The organism is Mucilaginibacter sp. PAMB04274, from assembly GCF_039634385.2.
In the GTDB taxonomy this organism is placed as follows: domain Bacteria; phylum Bacteroidota; class Bacteroidia; order Sphingobacteriales; family Sphingobacteriaceae; genus Mucilaginibacter.
Genome location: NZ_CP155081.2, coordinates 4,889,648 through 4,912,584, shown reverse-complemented (window position 1 = coordinate 4,912,584; position 22,937 = coordinate 4,889,648). Strand labels below are relative to the sequence as shown.

The following is a 22,937-nucleotide window of genomic DNA, read 5'->3' as shown; positions in this document are numbered from 1 at the left end:
GTTATTGATTATTAGCTGTTTTATTGGCTTTAATGTCGGTACCGAGGCGTTGTAGGTAAGCTATAATGGCAATGATCTCTTTATTGGGTGTCACTTTGATATGATCTTTAGCCAGATCGTCGGCAATTTTGCGGGCTTGCTGATCCAGGTCTTGGTTTGCTTTCAGGGCAAAACCGGCCGCATATGGTACACCCAAAGTACGCATGGCATTAATTTTTGATGCAGTAGTACTTGTATCGAGCGTTTGCGTAATTAACCAATCATAATCTGGCATAATGCTGCCGGGCGACATTAACCGCGGGTCCATCATGTGGTTGTAGTGCCAGGCATTACCATATTTGCCGCCTTCACGGTGCAGGTCGGGCCCGGTACGTTTTGATCCCCATAAAAACGGGTGATCATACACAAACTCACCGGCCTTGCTATACTCGCCGTAACGTTCAGTTTCGCTCCTAAAAGGTCTTACGGTTTGTGAGTGGCAATTAGAACACCCTTCCCGTATGTATAAATCTCGACCTTGTAACTCCAAAGGTGTATATGGTTTTACGCTGGCTATAGTAGGTATGTTGGAAGATATGGTCATGGTAGGCATTAGTTCAATAAAAGTGCCTATCAGGATTACCAGCAGTGACAAAACTAATAACTGTATTGGCCTGCGCTCTACCACTCTGTGCCATGAGTCGCCCTTTTGTTTTACATAAGCAGGCTCTAACGGCATTGCCTCAGCAGCTTCGTTACTTACTAAACTACCGCGGGTCATGGTTCGGGCCAAGTTGTAAGCCATTACAATGACACCCACCAGGTACAGTGCGCCGCCAATTGAGCGCATTACATGCATTGGTAAAATGCGCAAAGTGGTTTCTAAAAAGTTGGGGTGCTTCAGCATACCTTCGGGCGTAAATTCCTTTAACATCAGGCCTTGTGTAAAACCTGCCCAGTACAGCGGAATAGCATAAAATAGTATGCCCAGTGTTCCTAACCAAAAATGCCACGAAGCCATTTTTTTGGAATAAAGTTCGGTTTTGTAAATACGGGGTATTAACCAGTATAATATGGCAAAGGTTAAAAAGCCGTTCCAGCCCAAAGCGCCTACGTGCACGTGTGCAACAATCCAGTCGGTGAAATGGGCAATGGAGTTCACCTGTTTAAGCGCCAGCATAGGCCCTTCAAAAGTGGCCATACCATAAGCGGTTAAGCCTACCACCATAAATTTAAGGATTACGTCATCGCGCACCTTATCCCATGCGCCGCGCAGGGTAAGTAAGCCATTAATCATGCCTCCCCAGCTTGGGGCTATAAGCATAATGGAAAAAGCTACACCCAGTGATTGCGCCCAGCCTGGTAATGTGGTATATAATAAATGGTGCGGGCCAGCCCATATGTAAATAAAGATGAGTGCCCAAAAGTGCAGGATACTAAGCTTGTAAGAATAAATAGGACGATTAGCCATTTTAGGCAAGAAGTAATACATCATACCCAGATAAGGGGTGGTTAGAAAGAATGCCACCGCATTGTGTCCATACCACCACTGTACCAGGGCATCCTGCACGCCGGCAAACAGGTAATAGCTTTTTAAGCCCGATATAGGTAACTCGAAAGAGTTAACAATGTGCAAAACAGCTACCGTTATAAACGTGGCAATGTAAAACCATATAGCTACATATAAATGCCGTTCGCGCCTTTTAAATATGGTGCCAAACATATTTACGCCAAATGCCACCCAAATTAGCGTAATGGCAATATCAATGGGCCATTCCAGTTCGGCATACTCATGGGAGGTAGTAAAACCCATAGGCAGTGTAATCACTGCAGAAACAATAATGAGCTGCCAACCCCAAAAATGTATTTTGCTTAAAATGTCGCTAAACATGCGGGCTTTGAGTAGCCTTTGCAGAGAGTAGTATACGCCCATAAATATAGCATTGCCCACAAAAGCAAAAATGACGGCGTTGGTATGTAACGGGCGTATACGGCCAAAAGTGGTGTATTGGTTACCCAAGTTAGCTCCCGGGCTGTACAACTGTATGGCAACGAGTAGCCCCACCGTCATACCGATAATACCCCAGACGATGGTGGCTATCCCGAAGTTGCGCACAATTTTGTTATCGTAGTAAAATTTTTCGGGTTGCATAAATGATTGTGTTGATCCTAACTATTTTAATGTTGTAAAAGTAGGCCGGCAGCTTTACCGGCTAAATGATGACCGCTAACTCAAAAACTGACCTTCGTCATTTTTTAATTGTTCCTTGGGTTCATCGTCTAATAATATGCGTACAGAAGGGGTGTACAGATCGTCGTGCTGGCCATGGCGCTGAGCCCAAAAAAATGCGCCTAAGAAAATTAGTGCCAGCAAAATGCTGCACCCTATTAAAAAGTAAATTATGCTCATGATAAATGCCTGTTTTTGGCCGCCACATGTGTGGCAATGCTGGTAAAGGATATGATGGTGGCGGTGCTTAACGGCATGAGTATAGCTGCCATTAAAGGCGATAAGGCTCCAGTAACGGCATAACCTAATCCAATAAGATTATAGGTTAGCGAAATAAGAAAAGAGATGTGAATAATGGTGACCGCATCTTTAGCGAATCTGAAAAATGCAGGCAGTTTATTTAACGACCGGCCATCCAGTATGGCATCGCTGCCTGGCGAAAAGTTGTTCACATCATCAGTAATGGCCACACCAAGGTCGCTTTGCTTAAGTGCACCCGAATCGTTCAAGCCATCGCCTATCATCATCACCTTACGATCGGCCAGTTGGAGCGACTTAATAAAATCCAGCTTTTCCTGTGGCGACTTACCAAAGTGCATGTACCCTTCGTCATCAAAAAAGCGGGCCATCGCTTCACGCTCATGATCCTGATCACCCGAAAGCAGGTAAAACTTGAATTGGGGTTTCAGGCTGAAGATATTCTGCAATCCCGGCCTGAAGCTTTGCCTGAACTGAAAGGCACCGCAATGAACACCGTCTATCATGATGTGTACTTCGGTGCCCGTACTGTAAGGAGTATTTCCGTGCAGTAGAAATGAGGCACTACCTATTTGTATATGATACCCGTTCACAAAGCCTGAAATGCCTTTGCCTGGCACTTCCTGGTAGCGTTCCATAGGAAGCAAGGGAAAATGGCCTAACGCCTGACATATCTGACGGCTAAGCGGGTGGCCCGAATTGCTGCATAGTGTATAAATTGCCTGCATTGCTATGCCCGGTAATTCAGCATGCAGGCTTATTGCATTACTGCCGCCTGTGGTTATGGTGCCGGTTTTATCGAGCACAATGGTGTTGATGCGGGCTAGTTGCTCAACTACCGCTGTGTTTTTGAGGTAAAACAGGTTTTTGTCAAACACACTCAGCGCTGCCGACATGGTAAACGGTGTGCTTAACGCTAGTGCACACGGGCAGGCCACAATAAGCACTGCAGTTAAAGCCGATAGCCCGCGGCGAAAATCAGTAGGTAGCCAAAACAGAAACGAACCTATAGCAATAGCCAGCAACACCATGGTAAAATGTTTGCTCACCCGCTCGTTAAAGGTTTTCATGCGGTTGTCCTGCTTGCGGGTAAAGGCCTCGTTGTTCCAGAGCTGGGTGAGGTAACTTTGCGACACAGGTTTAATCACTTCCAATTCCAGGGCTTCGCTGGTTTGACGGCCACCGGCATACACCACCTCACCGAGTGTCTTGCTTACCGGTACCGATTCGCCGGTTACAAAACTAAAATCTATTAAGGCATCCCCTTTTAGTAATATCGCATCGGCCGGAATAATTTCGTTATGCCGGATACGGATGCGCTGCCCCACTTTCAGATCAGATAAGGGTACGGGTGTTTCTTTGCCATCTTGCAGTACCTGTACGGCTACCGGGAAAAACGAGCGGTAATCGCGCTCAAAGGATATATGATAATATGTTTTTTGCTGTACAAATTTACCCACCAGTAAAAAGAACACCAGGCCGCATAACGTATCGGCAAACCCGGGGCCGCTATGGGTAAGAATTTCGGCAAGGGTACGCAAGAACAATACTGCAATGCCCAGGGCCAATGGAAAATCAATGTTCAGTACCTTATTGCGCAGGTTATACCAGGCCGAGGTAAAATAACCTGCACCACTATAAAGCAGCACCGGCACCGAAAAAAGGATATTGAGCCAGCCAAATACCTGCCTGAATGTTTGCTCGTTGGTAGACAGACCGAAATACTCCGGAAAGCTCAGCAGCATCACATTACCAAAGCAAAAACCTGCAACAGCTATCTTTTTTACCAAATTATCATTCTTGCCGGTAGCCTGCTTTTTAACTATATCCTGTAAACTAATTAGTGGCTCATATCCTATATCAAACAGCAGCTCAACCACCTGGCGCAGGCTAATGGCATCATTATTAAAACGCAGATTAACCTGTTTCTTTAAAAAATCTATACGGCTGTAGTAGATGGCGGGGTTTATACGATGCAATTGCTCCAGTAGCCAAATGCACGAGCTACAGTGAATGTAGGGTATGTAAAGCGTAACCACCGTCATCTTATCGTCGGTGTAGTCAATCAGGTCACTTACCACACTTGGCTCGTCAAGGTATTCAAAGCGTTTGTCGGTACGTGCCCGGTTAGCGCCAGGATGATCGTTGTAGGTATAATAATTACACAAACCGCTTTGCGAAAGCACCTGATAAACACCCTTGCACCCCGCACAGCAAAAGCTTTTTTCTTCCAGTTGGTAAGTGTTGGTGGTGCAGTCATCACCGCAGTGATAACAGGTAGTAGGAGTAAGTATATTCGTAGCCATGTTCAGTGCTATTATTGCACTTCGAAATTGGGCTAAAAACTATACGCGAGAAATGATGATCATTATCCTGAAATATGATATGGGTCACGTTTCAGGATAATGATTAAATATTAAGTGATTATTCAGCAGCTATCTTGCCCCGCATACTACCATAGTGCCCAGGGAAAGTGCATAAGAAATCATAAAACCCTTTTTCTTTTATCGTAAAAGATATTTGGTCACTCTCGCCAGGCCCAACCAATTTAGTATGTGCAATAACAGCTTTTTCCATTGCGGGTGGAATATAGTCCTGATCTCTGGCTGCTAGAGCTTCATTGGCAAATTCACCCACATCGGTGCCACTTTTTAATAAAGTGAAATTATGCCCCATTGAATTTTTAGGCATTTTTCCAATATTGGTTAGTTTAACCGTAACCCGCTTTCCGGCTCTTACTTTAAATAAGGTATCGCTGTATTGCATCCGGTCATTAGCGGTAATCTCTATCTCGTTGTTAATGGACATGGATTGGATTGCTGAATTGTTGGGCGTAGCCAGTGCAGTGGGTTTGCTAGTTGCTTTAGCCAGGCGGCCGGTATCTGCGGTAGAGCCACGTGTAGATTTGTCACCATTACATGCCCATAGGAGTATGGTGATTGCCAGAATTGAATAAAAAGTGTATTTCATGATTTTGTTTTTGCAATAATGCAGGTTACGCCCTTAATAGAAAATGATACCCGTCACAAAGCGAAAGAAATGGGTGCTGATTATGCTCAAAGACAAATAGATGCGCACCGAAACAAAAGAACCTGCAGCAAAAAGCTAAAGGATTCTTTAATTGTAGCCCACACAAAGCAATTTTCGAATATTTTATGGAAGATCTGAGAAAGATTGCTCTCCAAAAACTGGTTTGGGCCAGTATGGGGAGCAATTGCCATTTTGTAATATACCGGATCCGTTTCTTATTAAGCTGTAAAATTCTGATCTTATTATGATTGCCTTACAAAAATATAATAAGAGGAAACTACGTGGTTCGAGCCAGTTTGACCGCTCATGTCTTTGAAATTTGGTTAATGTTTTAGTATAAATTACTATATATCAATAGGAAATAATAAGCCTCAGACAGATTTCGATTCAATTATGCTTTTACTTACTTAAGGTCCCTCTCAAATAGTTAAATATTGTTAAACGTAAACCAGAGTTACACAAATAGTGGCATATTAGGTCATGCTTAAAATCTTATCTGCCGCGTTACTGACTTTTTGTACTTGCACGGTGGCTACCGGACAAGATCTTCTGCAAAAATATGTTAAGGACAACGCCGTGAGGATTGCCGCACCCAGTCCCACCAACAGTGATTACTCGGATTTAAATGCAATTGGAGAAGCAATAGCAGATGCTCGTGTGGTCATGTTAGGAGAGGCTGACCATTCGGACGGTACCACATTAGCACTTAAGTCTCGAGTGGTAAAATATTTACATGACAAGAAAGGATTCAACGTCTTACTCTTCGAGAATGACTTTTATAGTCTAAACCAGGGATGGGATAGCTTAAGCAAAGATCGCAACTCAATCAAGACATTTTTTTACAGTAACCTTTATCCCATGTGGTCAAAAACTGAGGAATGTGCTGATCTGCTATATGATTATCTTCCTGAGACGTTCAAAGGGAACGGGCCGCCGCTAAAGATAAGTGGGTTTGACAACCAGTTAAACGGAAGCTATGCGCGTAACTCTCTCAAAAAAAAGCTTCATCAATACCTATCTGACCAAAGTATTGATCTGAATAGTTCTGCCTTTCTATCCTATCTCTCTGTTACCGACTCGCTCATGAACACAAGATTCAAGGACGAGGGCCAATTTAATAATCACCTTAACATCAATCGCACTAACTTCAAATTTTTTAGTCACCTATCAGATGATTTACTTAGCCGGCTTGGTGTTTCACACAGTACTGATTATTGTTATCAGTTGATCAATAGCCTTAAAGGTCTGGCAGAACAAAGACTTCATCATCAAAAAAACAAGTATGTAAGTGGAGGTATCCGCGATGCGCAAATGGCTCAAAACTTGGCATGGTTGCTACAACATAAGTATGCGAAAGAAAAAGTAATCGTTTGGGCTGCGAATTATCACATTATAAAAAATAAAACAGAATTGGTGAGCTCAGGCTTTTTAAGACGACAACCCAATATGAGTACGGCGCTATTTAATCAACTGCCCGGTTTACAAAAGCAAACCTTTATATTGACCACCGTTTCCTCTGAATTTCCTGATGATAAACGTAATTATCCGAAGCTTTCAAATGGTTTTGATACTTGGGTTCAGCCAGATATCGCCTTTGGATTTATTAATATAAAGGCTTTCCAAAACCTTAATCCCGCTTATAATCAATCTTTTCCTATGAAAACCCTAGGCCATTCCGACCTAGTCGGGAAGTGGACCCAGGGAATGGATGGGATACTTTATATAAAGGTCAACAGAAAAGCCAAAACATCTGCACTTTAGGAATTGCACAAAGCAGTAGTAAATATCATAGTAGATCAATATAAGTTGAATCGTGTTTTTATAAATGACAACTTAATATGTTAGCGGGCTGCAGCGTTTGATTAGTTCATTTTTCGAACGTTTTACTGCTATATTTTAAAGAAATAGGATTTGTTTAGCCTGAAACGCTGAATATTTGCTTCCTTGATGTGTTGAATAATGCTAATGGACAGGACGAAAGCAGCCTGTTAACTTCGGTGTCTTTATAATTTGGTTCGAGCCCACCCCCTCAGGAGCCGATGTAAAAAGCCTTACCATGCCGGTAAGGCTTTTTTGTTTGTACATTTTTGATGGTAGGGTGATAAGACTCACCACAGGCTGAATTCGTTTTTTTCAATTGTTCTACTATTTGCTTCGAATTCTGTCCGGCTTGGGACCAAAATTTAATTGAATTTTTTTATAGCGTCAACCGTAACTGGTGTGAAAAAGTTAATTAAATTACCATCCGGATCCCGAAATAATAACGAACGATTACCCCATGGCATGGTGGTTGGTTCTTGAACAATGTTATCAATAAGATCCTTGATCCTCTCAAATTCCTCATCCACGTTCGCAACTCTAAACTCAATGATTACACTGTTATTACTGGCCGGTGTTATTAAATTTTCGCCAAATAAACTCATCGTTCTTGTGCTTCCTATGGCCAGGGTAGCCGTTTCGGTAACTAATTCTGCGAAATCATCTGTGTACCATTGAGCGGATGATCCGGTTACCTGTTCAAAAAACCGAACCAGAGTTTTTATGTTAGCAGTTATAATTCTTAAGGATGTTAATTTCATGATATTGCCATTTATTACTTAATGTTTTACGAAAGTAATATGGTGCTATGACAACGGTATGTCAGGGGTATCGGAAGTTCTTTTCTTTATCTTTTAAATATGAGGCAAGTGTTAATTCATGTGGTTTGAAACTTGTATCAATCTGGGTGACGGTTATTATTTTATCCAGACTAAACATCCGGTAATCTTGTCTTAATCTGCAGTAAGCTATGAGCGACCAGTTTTCTTGCAGCGTATAATACAAGGCAAATGGCTCGATGCTTCTTTTTGTAATTTCATTTTTCGATGCCGACTTGTAAGTGATATCTAATACCTTAAATGATGTTAATGCATTTTGAATTACAGTTAAAGAGTTGCTCGTTATAGCATTGGGTATAGCGGGGCTTACAGCAATTCTGTTCTCTAATAATTCTACTTTGTCTTTAGTTGAATAGGATAGTACTGCTTTTATCTTATTGATTGCTCCGGAATAAGCGGTAATTAAAGAGCTGTCACTACTTTTCATAACCACCTGTTCAATCGTTATTAAAGCATTTGCCTCATCTTCTGTAAACATAACAGGTGGTATTCTATACCCATCCATTAATGAGTATCCCTTTCCATCTTTCGTGTATATAGGAACACCCGCACGCTCCAAAACTTTAACATCTCTATAAATTGTCCTGACACTTACATCAAATTTTTCGGCAAGCGTAGTTGAAGTTAAAATCCTTTTAGACTGCAATTGTGTTAAGATTGCTGTAAGTCTTGAAATTCTTTTGGTATCAATATTATTCATTTTGCAGCTTACTTATCTTTAGCGAAGTGGTGTATACTATGTGACCCGCTAATTTAAAGAGTCCCCACGCACTTATCGGCTCTGTAACTCTCGAAAGTATAAGATTTGTTTAGATAGCCTTTAGATCGCTCAGGAACTCTAATTGTTTTATCAAAATGGTTCGAATTATATCCAGTGTGGGGAGCATCAATTCCTTCCCCAGACTGGGCAAAATTCGAACCAGTTAGTAGAAAATCTTATAATATGAAGTGGCATGGCGCCACTTCAAAAGTCACATTAGTTTTAGGGTAGTAATTCCTTCAACTTTTCATCTAGTGCTCGGCCACGCAAGTTCCGGGCGATAACCGTGCCTTTGGCATCAATTAAAAAGTTGTTAGGAATGGCACTAATGCCGTAAATCATGGCCGCTTTATTTTGATCGCCCCGCAAATCACTAACATTCTCCCATGTTAACTTGTCATCCGCCACTGCTTTCAGCCAGTACTTTTTGTTTTCATCAAGAGATACGCCCAATACGGCAAAGCCTTTGTCTTTAAATTGTGCATAGGTTTTAACTAAATTGGGGTTTTCCTCGCGGCACGGTCCGCACCAGGATGCCCAGAAGTCGAGCAGGAGATACTTGGCTTTGATACCGGACAACTTAATTTGCTTGCCCCGTGTATTGGTTTGCTGAAAATCCACATAAGGACCGCCCAACTTGATATCACGGTTTAAAGCAATAAATTCACTGACCTCTCTGCCATAACTGGATTTTTTCAAATCGCTACTCATGCCGCTATACAAAACAGCGGCTGTATCTTTGCCCCAGGTGCGGGCGTAAACGCTGAGCACGTGTGCTGCAATCAGCGACTTGGGGTGGTTGCGTACGTAATTACGGTCCATCTGTATTTCCTTCTTTTTTAATCCGGATAACTGATCAGAAAGCTTTTTGCGGGTAGCTTGGTCTTGCGTCGCATTGCGTGCTTCCTCTATGCTATCTACTTGGATTGTCAATGGCTTTTTGAGTTGTTCAAACCATTTGTTTTCTTCTTCGGTTGCTGAACCGGTAATTATTCCTTTTTTAAACTCTCCAGCTTTGACTTGAATTTGGATGGGTACGTTCTCCAGCCAGAAGGCTACGTAGTTTGTATAACGGGCAGTGTGTAAAAAAACCTGGGTAGCTTTCTGCTGAATGCGACCTTTCATTTGGAAGCGGCCGCCACTAACCTGGCACGAATCGATATCCTTATCGGGTTTGGCCAAACGCAAGTAAAGCCAAGTGCCATTTTCCAGGCCACTTACCGTCCCGGTAATCGTGTATCCGGGATTAGATTTGCAAGAAGCCGTTAGAACCATGCTGGTAAGGAGGATAACATTTAATAGATATTTCATATAGTGAAGTTAGTTTGTTTTAGCCAAATGTATTTACGGCTAACCTTTGTGCTACACATAATTAGACCAATGTACCTGAAAATTCGACTAAGCTGTTATTCAGGTTTTGGTCTAAAAAATATAGGGCTTAGTCGAAATCTGTAAATTACCATTTAGTTGATAAGATTGATTATACTTACTTTGCTGATATGCAAAAGCTTAGCTTAAAGTGGAACTGGAGATACCTGCGCATTGAGCTTTTTGTGCTCTTCTTTATCTCATTTATGATTTCGATCATCAGTGACCTGGAATTCAGTACTTATGAACAGCATGATGTATCCCGCTTTGCGGAAGACCTGGATTACCGGCTGGTTTGCGGCGCTTTTAGCTTTATCATGTATGGTGGCTTTTATTGGCTGTTCCTTAAACGGTATGTGCTTAAAAGTAATATCTGGGGTGTATTGCTTTGCCTCACTGGTTTTGTCTTCGTTAACCAGATAGCTAACCATTATATATTGAACTGGATTATCGTACATGCAGATTTTATTTCGGCTGACATTCGCGCGCGTACTTTGGGGTATCGCCTGAATTTTGCGGTGAATTATCTGTTTATCTCGGTGTTCTTTCCGCTTTTAGGCTTAGCTTTCCTGATCCGTACCCTGCAGCAAAACGAGGCCATGAAGACGTTAAAGGAGCAGCAGTTGTTTTCAGAACTGAATTATTTGAAAGCACAGCTACATCCGCACTTCTTTTTTAATACCATTAACAATATCTATTCGCTGGCCTTGCAGCAGTCGCCTCTGACGGCACCGATGGTGGCCCGTTTAGGGGAACTTATGCGCTATATATTGTACGAAGCCAATCAAAATAAGGTATCCTTGCAGCGCGAAATACAGTTCCTGAACAACTACGTCGAAGTGGAACAGATGCGGTATACTGAGGAGAAAAGGATAACTTTTGATGTACAGGTAGTAGAGGCTTCTCATCAAATTGAGCCATTATTGCTGCTACCTTTCGTAGAGAATGCCTTTAAACATGGATTAGCGGAAGAAACGGATGACGGGTTCGTCCGTATCGTCGTCTGCGCGACCGAAAGAGAGCTTATCTTAGAGGTGGTGAACAGTAAACCAAAAGGCAACGCCTATCGGAAGGAACCGGGAATCGGTACAGAAAATGTGCGGAAAAGGCTGGAGTTGCTCTATCCAAACCGATATACCCTTGAGGTGCAAGAAGACAATAAGCAATTTCACGTTAACTTAACACTTATGCAAGCATGATCAGGTGCGTTATCGTAGATGATGAACCGTTGGCCCGGCAGGTACTGGAGAGGTTTGTCGCGTCGACGCCAGAGCTGCACTTGGAAGCTATTTGCAGCAATGCACTGGAAGCGTTTGAAGCACTTACGGACAAGCAAATAGACTTGGTGCTTTTAGATATAAAAATGCCCAAACTGAGCGGACTGGACCTATGGCGATCACTCAAGAATCCGCCCGCCGTAATTTTCACCACGGCCTTTAGTGAATATGCTGTTGACGGATTTGAGCTGGAAGCGGTTGATTACCTCGTTAAACCAATCACCTATGAGCGCTTTGCGAAAAGCATCAGGCGGCTGCTGAAAACGTATCAGTTTGAAGCCACCGTAGAAAACAAATACACTTATTTCAAGGTATCCGGCCAGTTAATTAAGGTGATGCACAGCGAGCTGATGTACGCACAATCTATCAAAGATTATATTCAATTGCATACCACCAAAGGCAGTTATCTCACGCACATGACTATGAAGTATCTGAGCGAATTGCTGCCCATATCTACCTTTGTAAGGGTTCATCGCTCATACTTAATCAACACATCATACGCTGAGCGGATTAATCGCAACTGTGTTCTCATCGGTACAGAGCAAATACCGGTTGGGGAAAACTACAAGCATTTGTTAGATGAAGCCAGGGAGTGGTGAGTTGCTTATCTGCCAGATTTGTACCAAAAGGCTGATATAGACAAGAAAAGGCAAATCATTAGTTCTACGGTCACTAAAAATTTGACTTCTGATGTAGCGTAACATCGAACAAATCGAGTGAATAAAGCAATCCGCGTTTTTAGGAGTTTAAAGGCCGATTTGGTGCAAAAAAAAGAAAGGCAAATCAAGTAAAAACTTGATTTGCCTGTTATGGTAGCCCAAGCCGAATGTTTTTCGAATTGTTTTTTAGACGATTTGAAGAGTTTAGCTAATATCTCAGAAAGATTTTAAGGATATAAAAGAGAACGATGCAGCCAAAAATTCAGCTGATTTGCACTGTTTCATTTTGTGGTGAGATGAGTGGATTTTTTGTACCAATTGATTATCGTGTTACGAATAAAGCATCTAGTTCAGGTGATCAGGAAAAACCTTGGGAAGCGGTAAAAAAAAAGCTGGCTGAAGCGAACAATCCTGATGTTACGAATGGTTTAGGACGTGATGTTAGTCCAGCTTCCGACCAAAACAAGAAGGTCTTATATATTTTGATTGGCTGATCGGTCTATCTTTTAAACTTAATCAGGAAAATGCTGTCAGAGAAGAAAAAAATCCATGTACCGAATTCTTAAATTCACACTGCTCTTAATTTTTATAGGCGCAGGCTTTGTATTTGCCCAGGCACCGACATCGGTTGCCATCAGACAATGGACGATCAACGGTATAACCAGGGAAGCCACTCTGTACGTCCCGGGTACAGCAAAAAGCAAACTGACGCCGGTCATCTTTCTTTTTCATGGGCATGGCGGTAATATGAAGGAAATGTACCGGAGCCATGATTTTTCCAAGCTGTGGCCGGAAGCCATTATCGTGGTGCCACAGGGCTTAAAAACACCTGGTCAATTGGTGGACCGGGCCGGCAATAAGGCTGGCTGGCAGCAGGTGCCGGGTGATAGCAATGATCGGGATATCCTCTTCTTTGATGAAATGCTCAGCTCTTTACAAAGGGAATATCAGATCGATACCAAGCGGATCTATGCCACAGGGCATTCTAATGGTGGAAGCTTTACCTATTTGTTATGGGCCATGCGTGGTGGTGTTTTTGCTGCAGTTGCGCCCTCTGCTGCAGTCGCCTTTCGCTTCAACGATATGTTAAAGCCCAAACCGGTCATGCACATTATGGGTGAAACCGATCTGCTAGTAAAGCCGGCTTGGCAAGAGAGGCAGTTGAGAACATTATTAAAAGTGAATAATTGCCTCACGACTGGGGAACCTTTCGGCAGGTTTTCTACACTCTATCCTTCTTTAAGTCTTACCCCAGTTGTGCTTTTTAGCCATCCGGGTGGGCATGCTTATCCTGAAGAGGCTAACACTGCGGTGATAAGTTTCTTCAAAAGTATGGTTAAGCTATAGGTTCCGAACATTGATGTCACTACTGCCGGCTTATATGCACATTTCAAGCTAGCGCTTTGGACTCGTATGAGCTCATCATAGCATAATCAAGCACGCTGAAAGTCTATGCTGATATCTTAACGGTTAAAACAATACCCTACAATGACGCATTGCTCATTTCATGGATAAACGCAAAAGCATTTTAGGTAATCTAATTCATATTGCGAAATTCCACCGGCGTCTTACCCGTTTTTTGTTTAAAGAGCTTATTAAAGTATTGCGGATATTCAAAGCCTAACAAATAAGCAACTTCACCTACAGACTTATTGGTGCTGATCAGTACATTCTTAGCTTCTTCGATCAAGTAATAATGGATGTGATCCTGGGTGTTCTTACCCGTTTCCTTTTTAAGCAGATCGCTCAGATAGCCCGGTGATAAGTTAACCTTATCTGCCAGGTCCTTTACTGTAGGCAAACCTTGCTCTTCCAATTTGCCGCTTTTGAAATGATCGCTCAGAATCTTTTCCACTTGCATCACCACCGAACCATTCATGCTTTTGCGGGTAATGAATTGGCGTCCATAAAAGCGTGTACAATAATTTAGCAGCAATTCGATATTGGAAACTATAATATCCTGGCTATGCACATCAATATTTTCCTGAAGTTCGCCGGCCAGTTTTTGTACACATTCATAAAAGATCTGCTTCTCCTTTTCAGACATATGAAGCGCTTCCCAAACTTCGTAGGAGAAAAAGCTGTAGTCTTTCATCTTATCCTGAAGCGACGTAGCCCTAATAAGATCAGGATGAAAGAAAACACCCCAACCTTCTTTTTCAGTGTACGTGTCAATGTTGGTTTCCATTTCCAGTACCTGGTTTGGTCCGATACACATCAAACTGCCGTTATTAAAGTCGATCACTTTGCGACCATACCTAACGTTGTTACCATCATACCGCTTAAACAATAAGCAATAGTAATCACCGGATATCCGCGTATCTTCCAAGACCTGTTCATCCACATCGCTAAAGTCTATCACGGCGACGAGCGGATGCTTAAGCAGCTGATCTAAATTAAAAAATTTATAGACATCCGCTATTCCAGAAAAATGAAGAGATAAACTCATGGTTATGTTGATTAAGGGTGTCATAAAGTTAACTGATTGATCGCAAAAAACACAGGGCCGCTATACGAAGCTGACCCTGTGCATTCGATTTAATCAAGTTTAAACATGACTTTGACTTCGCTAAAGAAGGTGTCATCATCAGCTTCCTGGCGGCGGGCAACAATACCCTTCGCATCTTCTCCTGCAGTATATCTTAGCTTTTTAGTTCCATCTGTTGCGGCTTCGTAAATTACTTCGGCAACTACGCTGGCTGGAGAGGCATTTTCAAAAAAGGCAGGCATGCCTTCGTTAACTTTTCCTACTAAAGCCTGGTATTCGGTCATCGATTCATCGTTACTAAAGTCGATAGAGCGGCCGGCAAAGTCAGTAGCAATGGCACCAGGTTCTACAATTTTAACCTTGGCACCAAATTGCTCCACTTCATAGCTCAAAGCTTCTGATATGCCTTCCACCGCGAATTTGGTTCCGTGATATAGAGCACCCAGCGGAAAGGCCATTTTGCCACCAATGGAAGAGATGTTGACCAGGATGCCACCTTGGTTGCTGCGGAAGTGCGGTAGCACCGCACGCGTAACGTCCACCAGCCCAATTACATTGGTATTAAACTGGCGGATGATATTTTCTCTGGAGAAGGCTTCCACCGGGCCGAAGGCGCCATAACCTGCATTGTTCACCAGCACGTCGATCTTTCCAAACTTTCGAATGCCGTCAGCGATAGCCTGCTCTATACTACCCAGGTCAAGCACGTCAAGTTTGGCGAGGAGAACGTTGTCGAAGTTATTAAGCTCTGTTTCTCCTTCAAGATTCCTCATGGTCGCTATTACGTTCCAACCTTTTTCCAGAAATAGTTTTGCTGTTGCTTTACCTATACCGCTGCTGGCACCGGTAATTAAAATTGTGTTTTTCATGTTGCTTATATTATGATGTAAAGGTCATCATAGATACATAGCAGCAGATAATACAAATTCAGGCAAGTTGTATACTTTTTACAGAAGCGCGATCAAGCGCTGGCCAAAGAGTTGTAAAAAGGCATTAACAGAAGACTTAAGCTTGTGGATAGCTTCCCATCGAATTCATTGCACAAAGTTAATTAAGTCATATTCATTTATTCTACAGTGGTGACTGCGCTAAGTCGATGCAGAAAATGCTCTAATTTCGTCGTGAATTTTGATTAATTGCTTTTGTAAATCAATAATCTCCAATTGCTTGGTTCGCAGTTTTTCATAAACAATGCTTACCTCTTCAGAGGAGGTGCTTGTAGTAGCGCAGTCCGTAAAAAGACTTACTAGAGATAGCTCAAATATCTTTGCAATCTGTTCTAACCTTGATATATTTACATCTGTATATCCCGTTTCTATTTTAGAATAGGCTGGAATTGATATATCAAGCTGCGCAGCAATCAGCCTGATTGGCCATCCCCTTTGCTTCCGGAGAGCTTTTATTTTTTTTCCGATACTAGGCGTCATATTATTATGCCAGAAATGATAAGCGACCTCTTAACTATGTTACAAAGATAACTAAAGTTTTCTTTGTAATTAAAATTCAACTATTAGGCTGGAGATTCCCTTAGCTATCACTATCTATCGGTTTTCAAATTTCTATATTTACACCTCGCTCAGAATAACAGATATTCTAAAGCAAGGTCTTTCTAATAATTGAATCAACTGTAGTCAGATCTTAAAGTCACCTGATCTGAATTGTCAGCACACTTAAAAAGTAATGTCAGGCAAAGTTACATCAATTGCCACTTACATGATTATCTTTACTTACATTCCAATCATAGTAACCTGCATTTATGATCCATCGGTTCTCCAATGAAAAATTATTAGAAATTCTCTCGCTTTCACAGAACGCTACGGGAATTTACACTGGTGAGGATCTCATCATCCAGATGGCGAACGACGTGATGATCGGCTTCTGGGGTAAAGATCGCAGCGTGATTGGCAAGCCGCTAGTCCAGGCTGTTCCTGAACTGGTTGGCCAACCGTTTATCAGCCTGCTGCAAAATGTATGGCGTACCGGCATTACCTATGAGGCAAAAGACACTCCTGCCGAACTATTGGTTTACGGAAAGTTACAAACCTTCTATTTTGATTTCGCTTATCGTGCCATCAGAAATGAACAAGGTAAAGTTGATTGCATTTTGCACACGGCTATCGATGTAACTGAACTTAATTTAGGCCGTGCCATTACGGCAAGGGCGCGTGAGCAGCAGGAAGCTTATGAGCGGGAAACCGAGCTAAACGGGCAGCTGAACGAGTCTAATCAAAAGCTGGAGGTTGCCCAAACCGGTTTAAATGATTTGAACTGCGAACTCGAAAGAAGAATTCATGAGCGCACGGCAGAACTTGCAGCAGCGAATAAAGAACTCACTGCCATTAACGAAGAGTTACTCAAAGTCCAACAGCTATTAATAGAAAGAACAAATGAGCTGGCCAGTACAGCCGAAACGCTGCGTATTGCTGCCGAGTCCGCTTCGGTGGGCACCTGGTCTATGACGCCGGACGGTGAATGGTTCACCACGCCGGAAGTTAAACGTATCTATGGCTTATCACCGGATGAATCCCTGACCTATCGCCAGGCGCTGGCACAGGTCAGGCCAGATTACGTACAATACGCTATGGATGCGGTAGATGCTTCGCTGGCCAAAGGGGAACAATTTAACGTGGAATACCCTATCATTGAAAAGGCGGGCGGTACAGAGCGGTGGATACGTTCCGTGGGCAAGCTTATGCAGACTCAGGGGCATAATAACGGCTATTTATACGGCGCCCTGATCGATGTTACAGAGTCCAAGCAGGACGAGTTGGCATTGGCAAAGCTAAATAAAGCGATCGAGGACGAACAGGAAAAGCTTTATCAATTCATTATGCAAGCCCCGGCAGGTCTGGCGCTAATGCGAGGCACTGACTATGTGTTCAGTATTGTCAATTCAGAATATCAAGCCATTCTTCCAGGGCATCATCTTTCCGGGCGCCCCTTCTTTGAGGCGCTGCCCGAGCTTAAGGAAACTGCTGTTGAGCAAGCGCTTCTTGAAGTTTATACGACTGGTGAAACCAGGCGCTTCTATGATCAACTGGTTCCGCTGCCTGATTTTGAAGGCGAACCGCTCAGGGCGCGCTATTTCAATTTTAGTTATCATGCCTGGCGTGATGAACTCGGCCATATTGACGGCATCATCAATTTCGCTTATGAAGTAACTGATCAGGTCAATGCGCGGCAAAAGGTAGAACATGCGGAAACACAGCTGCGTCACGCGGTAGCCGCTGCAAAATTAGGATCCTGGCATATCCATCCGGTTACGAGGGCTTTGCAGTATAATCCCGAACTGGCGCAGATTTTTGGTTATGAAGGCGATGGACTCATGACCTATGACCAGGCCATCGGACAAGTGACGGAAGAACACCGGTCGCGGATCACACAGGAGATCGAACAGGCCATTAACGCGGGTGGTGATTTTGACATTACCTATACGCAGCGCCGCTTCAACGATGGCGAAATAGTTTGGTTGCGATCATTGGGCAGGATCACGCAGGACCAGAACGGAAATGCTACCATCTTCTCTGGTATTGTGATGAATATAACCGAACAAATGCATAGCCGTCTAAAAATTGAGCAGGCAGAAGAAATGGCCAGGCTATCCATTGAAACGGCTGATGTAGGTACCTATGTGTTGAATACAGAGATACTTGCCTTTGTTACTTCTCCACGGCTCAAAGAACTGTTCGGCTATCACCCGGACGAAGAGCTGTCTTATGAGGCCTTTGTGAATCAGATCGCTGCTGATTACCGCGGCAAAGTGCTCGAAGCTGTTCAGGAAACGATCGAAACGCGTAAGAAATACAGCATTGACTATATTATCAATGGATTGCACGATCAAAAAGTCAGGTGGGTACGATCTTATGGCGGCTTGTACCCTGATGCCCAAGGCAGATATACGCAGTTCTATGGCGTTATTATGGATATCACCGAAGACAAGACAGACGAACAGCGTAAGAATGATTTTATCGGCATGGTCAGTCACGAACTAAAAACGCCGCTGACCTCTATGAAAGGTTACCTGCAAATGCTACAATCGAAAGCCAGGAAAGGGGAAGACACTTTTACCACTGGTGTTCTGGAGAAAGCTAATAAACAAGTGTCTAAGATGACCACCATGATCAACGGCTTTCTGAACGTGTCGCGACTGGAGTCCGGTAAAATACAGATTGACCTGCAGCGGTTCGATATGGCTGAGCTGGTTCAGGAAACCGAGGAAGAGTCAGTTGCAACCATATCCAGTCATCAAGTGATGTTTGCACCTGTAGAAGAAACCTGGGTGAATGCCGACCGCGACAAGATAGGCCAGGTCATGAACAACCTCATCAGCAATGCCGTCAAGTATTCGCCTGGTGACTCAATGATCAGTATTGCCTGCGTAACCAGGGATGGCAAGGCGATATTTAGTGTAAAAGATGAAGGCAGAGGTATCAGTCCAGAGGATTTGCCCAATTTATTTGAGCGATATTATCGGGTACAGGCCGTTAAAGATACCAACATAGCGGGGTTTGGTATCGGTTTGTACTTGTGCTGCGAAATTATCAAGCGGCATGGCGGAGACATTTGGGCGGAAAGTGAGCTGGCTAAAGGAAGTACATTCTATTTTACATTACCGGTTGTTGAATGAAAATTTAGGGCAACTTCATTGGCACCGATACGGTTCTAACCGTTTCTAGGTTATTCAACCTTAATTTATAAATCATTCGACGGTCATATGATTTTATTTTGTACAAACTACTAGTTACGCCAAGTATTTTGATGCGATATTGCAGGTATATTTCTAAAAAAATTAGCTATTGAATAAGTAATCTATAAATTTAGAATTTACCTCCCATTTATAAAGTTGATATATATATATATATATATATCAAAATTTATATAAGCTCCTGAATAATTATCGCAAATAGTCATGCGACTACTTATACGTTGAAGAAAGCAAATAATGAATTTCATATATCAGATACAGTAGGTCACTGTAAATAAGATATCATGCTTAAGCGCCCCGCCGGAGTGAAATTGCCCGGCGGGCTCCGCATTGCGGAGCCCGGAGAACGCCCTGTATTTGGTGATCGATCTGGAAAGGAGTGCAAATCCGCGGCGCTTTATCTCGCGTTAATTTCACGGCGGAAGTTACGCTTCAATCTACGATAATTAGCGTCAGATGAATCAAAAAAAGCGTTATTAAACAGGGATATACGGTCAGACCATAGCGAGAGATTTATCAACACATGTCGCATCTAACACTTTGAACGCATAATCCTAATGACTGTTATTAACTATTTGTGACTTATGAAATATCTACTGACCGCTAAGCTTGTTTGCATGACCTGCATTATCATGTCACTTTCGTCCTGCATTAAAAATGCGGAGCAATCACCGATTGGATGCGAGCCTCACCCGGAACTTGTCTTGCCAGTCAATATTTTAAGTGCAGCTACCCAAGAAGATTTATTTTTCGCTGCTTCTCCTCGATATCAGACTAGCGATCTTTTCTTCTTCAGGCGATCAGATGTAGCCAGAAAGGATACGCTTCGCGCCAGGGTTATCGGCAATACGACGGGCACCATACGGGTATTCTTGATCCCGGTTAGGAATGGTGCCGGAAGGAATACCTTGATCATGAAGATCAAGGATCAACCTGTAGATACGATCATTTATAGCGTGCAAAATAACGATGGTGATTGTCCATATTTGTCTTTGAACACCGTTTTTTTCAATGTCAAATCCTTGCAACCTACAGAGGGCCGTTATAACTTGACGAAATAAGGTTTCAGATAATGAGCCTACTTATCTGAATCGGCTGATATCCTCTTTCCGGGGCGTATATACAAACTGATACCAGTGGGTCATGCCTGATCATATTTTGTGCGTATTCGGCAGCAGACCATAAATAGTTGAAAATTATCTTTAAAAGTAGCTTTAATTTTTCAATAGCATCGCCTATTGACCGCTCTGGTTTTTTACATTTGAAGAGCTGTAGATCAGGTGGTTTCCGGAGCCTCATAATCGGTCAATAATACAGTAAGTCCCGCAACAGCAGTAAAGGTTATATTAAATAGCAGGGACTTGCGGTGCTTGCGAAATGGCCCAGCTAGGCTTTGTAGTCCGAAATGGGCAATGTTGAAAGGGTCGATCTTACCGTGCGTTCGAAACGGAATAATGCCTTTTACGGCCACCGGGTGACGGGTTATCGCAACATAGGGCAGCAATACCGCAGCTTCGACGGCATAGATCAACCTGGCTTTCCGGTTGAGTTTGAATAAAGCGGGCAATAACAGCAGGCCACCCACCATAGCATAGTCGATAACCGCGTGCCATTTAGGTGAGATCCGTCTTGCCATCTGCGGGCGTTCTGCCTGTACCCAGGTTAAAGCCTCGTCCAACTGGTCGGGCCTGAAGCCTTTAGAGCGGCCTGGAACCACCAGTTCGAACAGGTCGGTAAAGATCTCGACGGCTTTCTGGTTGGTGACTACCGCGATTCGGTTCCATTGTGTAAAATGCTTTAGGCTGGAAATCATATCTTTCCACCAGGCATTCGCCGTAAAATCCTGCACCTGATTCTCCAGCACCAGCAGATAATTCAAATTCCCCGTCCGCTCAGCCAGTGCGTCCAGTTCAGGCAATAATACCTGCTCTATATTCTTCCGTGTCACTTTCCCAATAGCACGGATACCCAAAACATTTTCCGGCAATTGGTCGATCTTCTTTAACATACGGCCTCCCTTTTAGAATTGAACGATTATTGAGCAGATAGGTTTGGCTCTTGTAAGCAATTGCTGTCACAACTGTGAGTGATAAGCAGGTGATTCAATTTTCGAACAAACCGCAAATTTTCAAGTTATGTGTTAAACATTTACCATGAAAAACAAATCTATTTATGTATTGATGCTGGCCTCAAGTGTGCTGGCAGCTTGCGGCTCGCAAGGCAGCAGTTCAGAAACGGACAGCACCACCACCGTTAACGACAGTACGGTGGTTAAAACAGACAGCAGCAAATCCTTAAAACCGAAGATGGCTAAACCAGCCTGGGGCCCTGACCTGAAACCGGAAATGCAGGCGGTCATCGAAAAACTGGCCAGTTACGGCGACAAGCCGATCCCGCAACTAACCGCGCAGGAAGCCAGAAAAAATCACACGCCAACAGACGCGGTGATGGATCTGATGAAGGAGAATAACATCCCGATTCCCGATATGAAAGTTGACACCATGGGCAAAGATATCCCGTCGGATGGCGCGAATATCCATGTCCGCGTTTACACGCCGCAGGGTGCCAGCGGCAATTTGCCGGTCATCGTTTATTACCATGGCGGCGGATTTGTGATCGCTAACCTGGATGTATATGACGCAGCACCAAAAGCGTTGGCGCACCTGGTGAACGCTGTGGTCGTATCGGTAGCATACCGTCTGGCACCGGAGCATAAGTTCCCAACTGCGCATAAAGATGCGTTCGCGGCCTACCAGTGGGTAGTCAAGAACGCCGCTTCGATAAAAGGCGATCCGAAGAAGATCGCAGTGGCGGGTGAAAGCGCCGGCGGAAACCTGGCAGTGAACATGGCGATCATGGCACGCGATAAAGGCGTGATGCTGCCGACGTCGATCTTAGCAGTTTATCCCGTGGCGCAATCGGACATGAATACTGCTTCTTATCAGAAAAATGCGAATGACAAACCGCTGGATAAACCGATGATGGCCTGGTTTGTTAAAAATTATCTGAATAGCATGAGCGAAGGCAAGGATCCTCGTATCAATTTGGTAGCCGCGAACCTGAAAGGCTTACCGGCAACCACGATCATAACCGCTGAATATGATCCTTTGCATGATGATGGGACGATGCTGGCCGACAAATTGAAGGCTGCCGGTGTGAGCGTAGATAGCAAGAACTATGATGGTGTTACCCACGAATTTTTTGGCATGGGTGCGGTCGTACCGCAGGCCAAGGACGCAGAGCAATATGCCGCTGACCAATTGAAAAAAGCTTTTGGTTTGTAATTAAGATATTAAACTCACCTCAAACCGGCAGGAAATCCTGCCGGTTTTTTTTGCCTTTTCAAAGGACTCATAATATATCACCCTGATTGTGCAAGAGCATTGATTTTCTCATTTATCAATCCTTACTCGGCCCTATAATTGATTACGGCGATTAACTTATAGATTGTTATTACGTTAATGATGCACCGTAACCAGCTTTTTCACTACTAAATTATAGTCCTACGGAGCTTTTAAAAATGTTA

19 protein-coding genes are annotated in these 22,937 nt (G+C 43.3%); 8 read left to right on the top strand and 11 right to left on the bottom strand.

Annotated features, from left to right (window positions below; all coding sequences use genetic code 11):
• Window position 1: 1 nt before the first annotated feature.
• The 4 genes from ccoN to ABDD95_RS21020 all read right to left on the bottom strand — a co-directional run bounded on the left by ccoN (window position 2) and on the right by ABDD95_RS21020 (window position 5,437).
• Window positions 2-2,131 carry a cytochrome-c oxidase, cbb3-type subunit I gene (gene ccoN, locus ABDD95_RS21035; protein WP_345949326.1) on the bottom strand — a complete coding sequence of 710 codons (2,130 nt, stop codon included), beginning with the start codon at window positions 2,129-2,131 and terminating at the stop codon, window positions 2-4.
• Window positions 2,132-2,206: 75 nt separating this feature from the next.
• The gene (ccoS, locus tag ABDD95_RS21030) at window positions 2,207-2,389 is read right to left on the bottom strand and encodes a cbb3-type cytochrome oxidase assembly protein CcoS (protein WP_345949325.1); all 183 of its coding nucleotides are present in this window, start codon (window positions 2,387-2,389) and stop codon (window positions 2,207-2,209) included.
• Window positions 2,386-4,773: a heavy metal translocating P-type ATPase metal-binding domain-containing protein gene (locus ABDD95_RS21025; RefSeq protein WP_345949324.1), complete on the bottom strand. Its 2,388-nt coding sequence runs from the start codon at window positions 4,771-4,773 to the stop codon at window positions 2,386-2,388. Before ABDD95_RS21025 ends, ccoS begins: the two co-directional genes overlap by 4 nt.
• 118 nt (window positions 4,774-4,891) lie before the next feature.
• Complete coding sequence (locus ABDD95_RS21020; protein ID WP_345949323.1) at window positions 4,892-5,437, bottom strand: azurin; 546 nt, start codon at window positions 5,435-5,437, stop codon at window positions 4,892-4,894.
• A 540-nt stretch (window positions 5,438-5,977) separates the two neighbouring features.
• Here ABDD95_RS21020 and ABDD95_RS21015 point away from each other — a divergent pair.
• Window positions 5,978-7,258: an erythromycin esterase family protein gene (locus ABDD95_RS21015; RefSeq protein ID WP_345949322.1), complete on the top strand. Its 1,281-nt coding sequence runs from the start codon at window positions 5,978-5,980 to the stop codon at window positions 7,256-7,258.
• A gap of 422 nt (window positions 7,259-7,680) precedes the next feature.
• Here the strand turns inward: ABDD95_RS21015 and ABDD95_RS21010 are convergent, their stop codons facing one another.
• From ABDD95_RS21010 to ABDD95_RS21000, 3 genes are all read right to left on the bottom strand, one after another.
• Window positions 7,681-8,076: a VOC family protein gene (locus ABDD95_RS21010; protein WP_345949321.1), complete on the bottom strand. Its 396-nt coding sequence runs from the start codon at window positions 8,074-8,076 to the stop codon at window positions 7,681-7,683.
• Window positions 8,077-8,137: 61 nt separating this feature from the next.
• The gene (locus ABDD95_RS21005) at window positions 8,138-8,854 is read right to left on the bottom strand and encodes a YafY family protein (protein ID WP_345949320.1); all 717 of its coding nucleotides are present in this window, start codon (window positions 8,852-8,854) and stop codon (window positions 8,138-8,140) included.
• Between the two features lie 282 nt (window positions 8,855-9,136).
• Window positions 9,137-10,225 (bottom strand): TlpA disulfide reductase family protein, encoded by a 1,089-nt coding sequence (locus ABDD95_RS21000; RefSeq protein ID WP_345949319.1) that lies wholly within the window; start codon window positions 10,223-10,225, stop codon window positions 9,137-9,139.
• A 188-nt stretch (window positions 10,226-10,413) separates the two neighbouring features.
• Between ABDD95_RS21000 and ABDD95_RS20995 the strand changes: the two genes are divergently transcribed.
• The 4 genes from ABDD95_RS20995 (at window position 10,414) to ABDD95_RS20980 (ending at window position 13,565) form a co-directional block, all read left to right on the top strand.
• A complete protein-coding gene (locus tag ABDD95_RS20995; protein WP_345949318.1) occupies window positions 10,414-11,481 on the top strand; it encodes a histidine kinase in 1,068 nt (355 codons plus the stop codon).
• Entirely contained in the window at window positions 11,478-12,158 is a 681-nt protein-coding gene (locus ABDD95_RS20990) for a LytTR family DNA-binding domain-containing protein (protein ID WP_345949317.1), read from the top strand. The genes ABDD95_RS20995 and ABDD95_RS20990 overlap by 4 nt, the downstream gene beginning before the upstream one ends.
• A 308-nt stretch (window positions 12,159-12,466) precedes the next feature.
• Window positions 12,467-12,712, top strand: a complete 246-nt coding sequence (locus ABDD95_RS20985) for a hypothetical protein (protein WP_345949316.1) — start codon at window positions 12,467-12,469, stop codon at window positions 12,710-12,712.
• Between the two features lie 55 nt (window positions 12,713-12,767).
• The gene (locus ABDD95_RS20980) at window positions 12,768-13,565 is read left to right on the top strand and encodes a prolyl oligopeptidase family serine peptidase (protein ID WP_345949315.1); all 798 of its coding nucleotides are present in this window, start codon (window positions 12,768-12,770) and stop codon (window positions 13,563-13,565) included.
• A gap of 190 nt (window positions 13,566-13,755) precedes the next feature.
• On the opposite strand, the gene ABDD95_RS20975 is transcribed toward ABDD95_RS20980, so the two are convergent.
• The 3 genes from ABDD95_RS20975 to ABDD95_RS20965 all read right to left on the bottom strand — a co-directional run bounded on the left by ABDD95_RS20975 (window position 13,756) and on the right by ABDD95_RS20965 (window position 16,133).
• Window positions 13,756-14,667: a helix-turn-helix transcriptional regulator gene (locus ABDD95_RS20975; RefSeq protein WP_345949314.1), complete on the bottom strand. Its 912-nt coding sequence runs from the start codon at window positions 14,665-14,667 to the stop codon at window positions 13,756-13,758.
• An 89-nt stretch (window positions 14,668-14,756) separates the two neighbouring features.
• A complete protein-coding gene (locus ABDD95_RS20970) occupies window positions 14,757-15,575 on the bottom strand; it encodes an SDR family oxidoreductase (RefSeq protein WP_345949313.1) in 819 nt (272 codons plus the stop codon).
• Window positions 15,576-15,794: 219 nt separating this feature from the next.
• The gene (locus ABDD95_RS20965; RefSeq protein ID WP_345949312.1) at window positions 15,795-16,133 is read right to left on the bottom strand and encodes a helix-turn-helix transcriptional regulator; all 339 of its coding nucleotides are present in this window, start codon (window positions 16,131-16,133) and stop codon (window positions 15,795-15,797) included.
• Between the two features lie 425 nt (window positions 16,134-16,558).
• On the opposite strand from ABDD95_RS20965, the gene ABDD95_RS20960 reads away from it, so the two are divergent.
• Both ABDD95_RS20960 and ABDD95_RS20955 read left to right on the top strand, forming a co-directional pair.
• Window positions 16,559-19,333 (top strand): PAS domain-containing protein, encoded by a 2,775-nt coding sequence (locus tag ABDD95_RS20960; protein WP_352432919.1) that lies wholly within the window; start codon window positions 16,559-16,561, stop codon window positions 19,331-19,333.
• A 662-nt stretch (window positions 19,334-19,995) separates the two neighbouring features.
• Window positions 19,996-20,472, top strand: a complete 477-nt coding sequence (locus ABDD95_RS20955) for a hypothetical protein (RefSeq protein ID WP_345949310.1) — start codon at window positions 19,996-19,998, stop codon at window positions 20,470-20,472.
• Between the two features lie 215 nt (window positions 20,473-20,687).
• Here the strand turns inward: ABDD95_RS20955 and ABDD95_RS20950 are convergent, their stop codons facing one another.
• Window positions 20,688-21,359 (bottom strand): STAS/SEC14 domain-containing protein, encoded by a 672-nt coding sequence (locus tag ABDD95_RS20950; protein ID WP_345949309.1) that lies wholly within the window; start codon window positions 21,357-21,359, stop codon window positions 20,688-20,690.
• Window positions 21,360-21,564: 205 nt separating this feature from the next.
• On the opposite strand from ABDD95_RS20950, the gene ABDD95_RS20945 reads away from it, so the two are divergent.
• Window positions 21,565-22,695, top strand: a complete 1,131-nt coding sequence (locus ABDD95_RS20945; RefSeq protein WP_345949308.1) for an alpha/beta hydrolase — start codon at window positions 21,565-21,567, stop codon at window positions 22,693-22,695.
• Window positions 22,696-22,937: the final 242 nt, after the last annotated feature.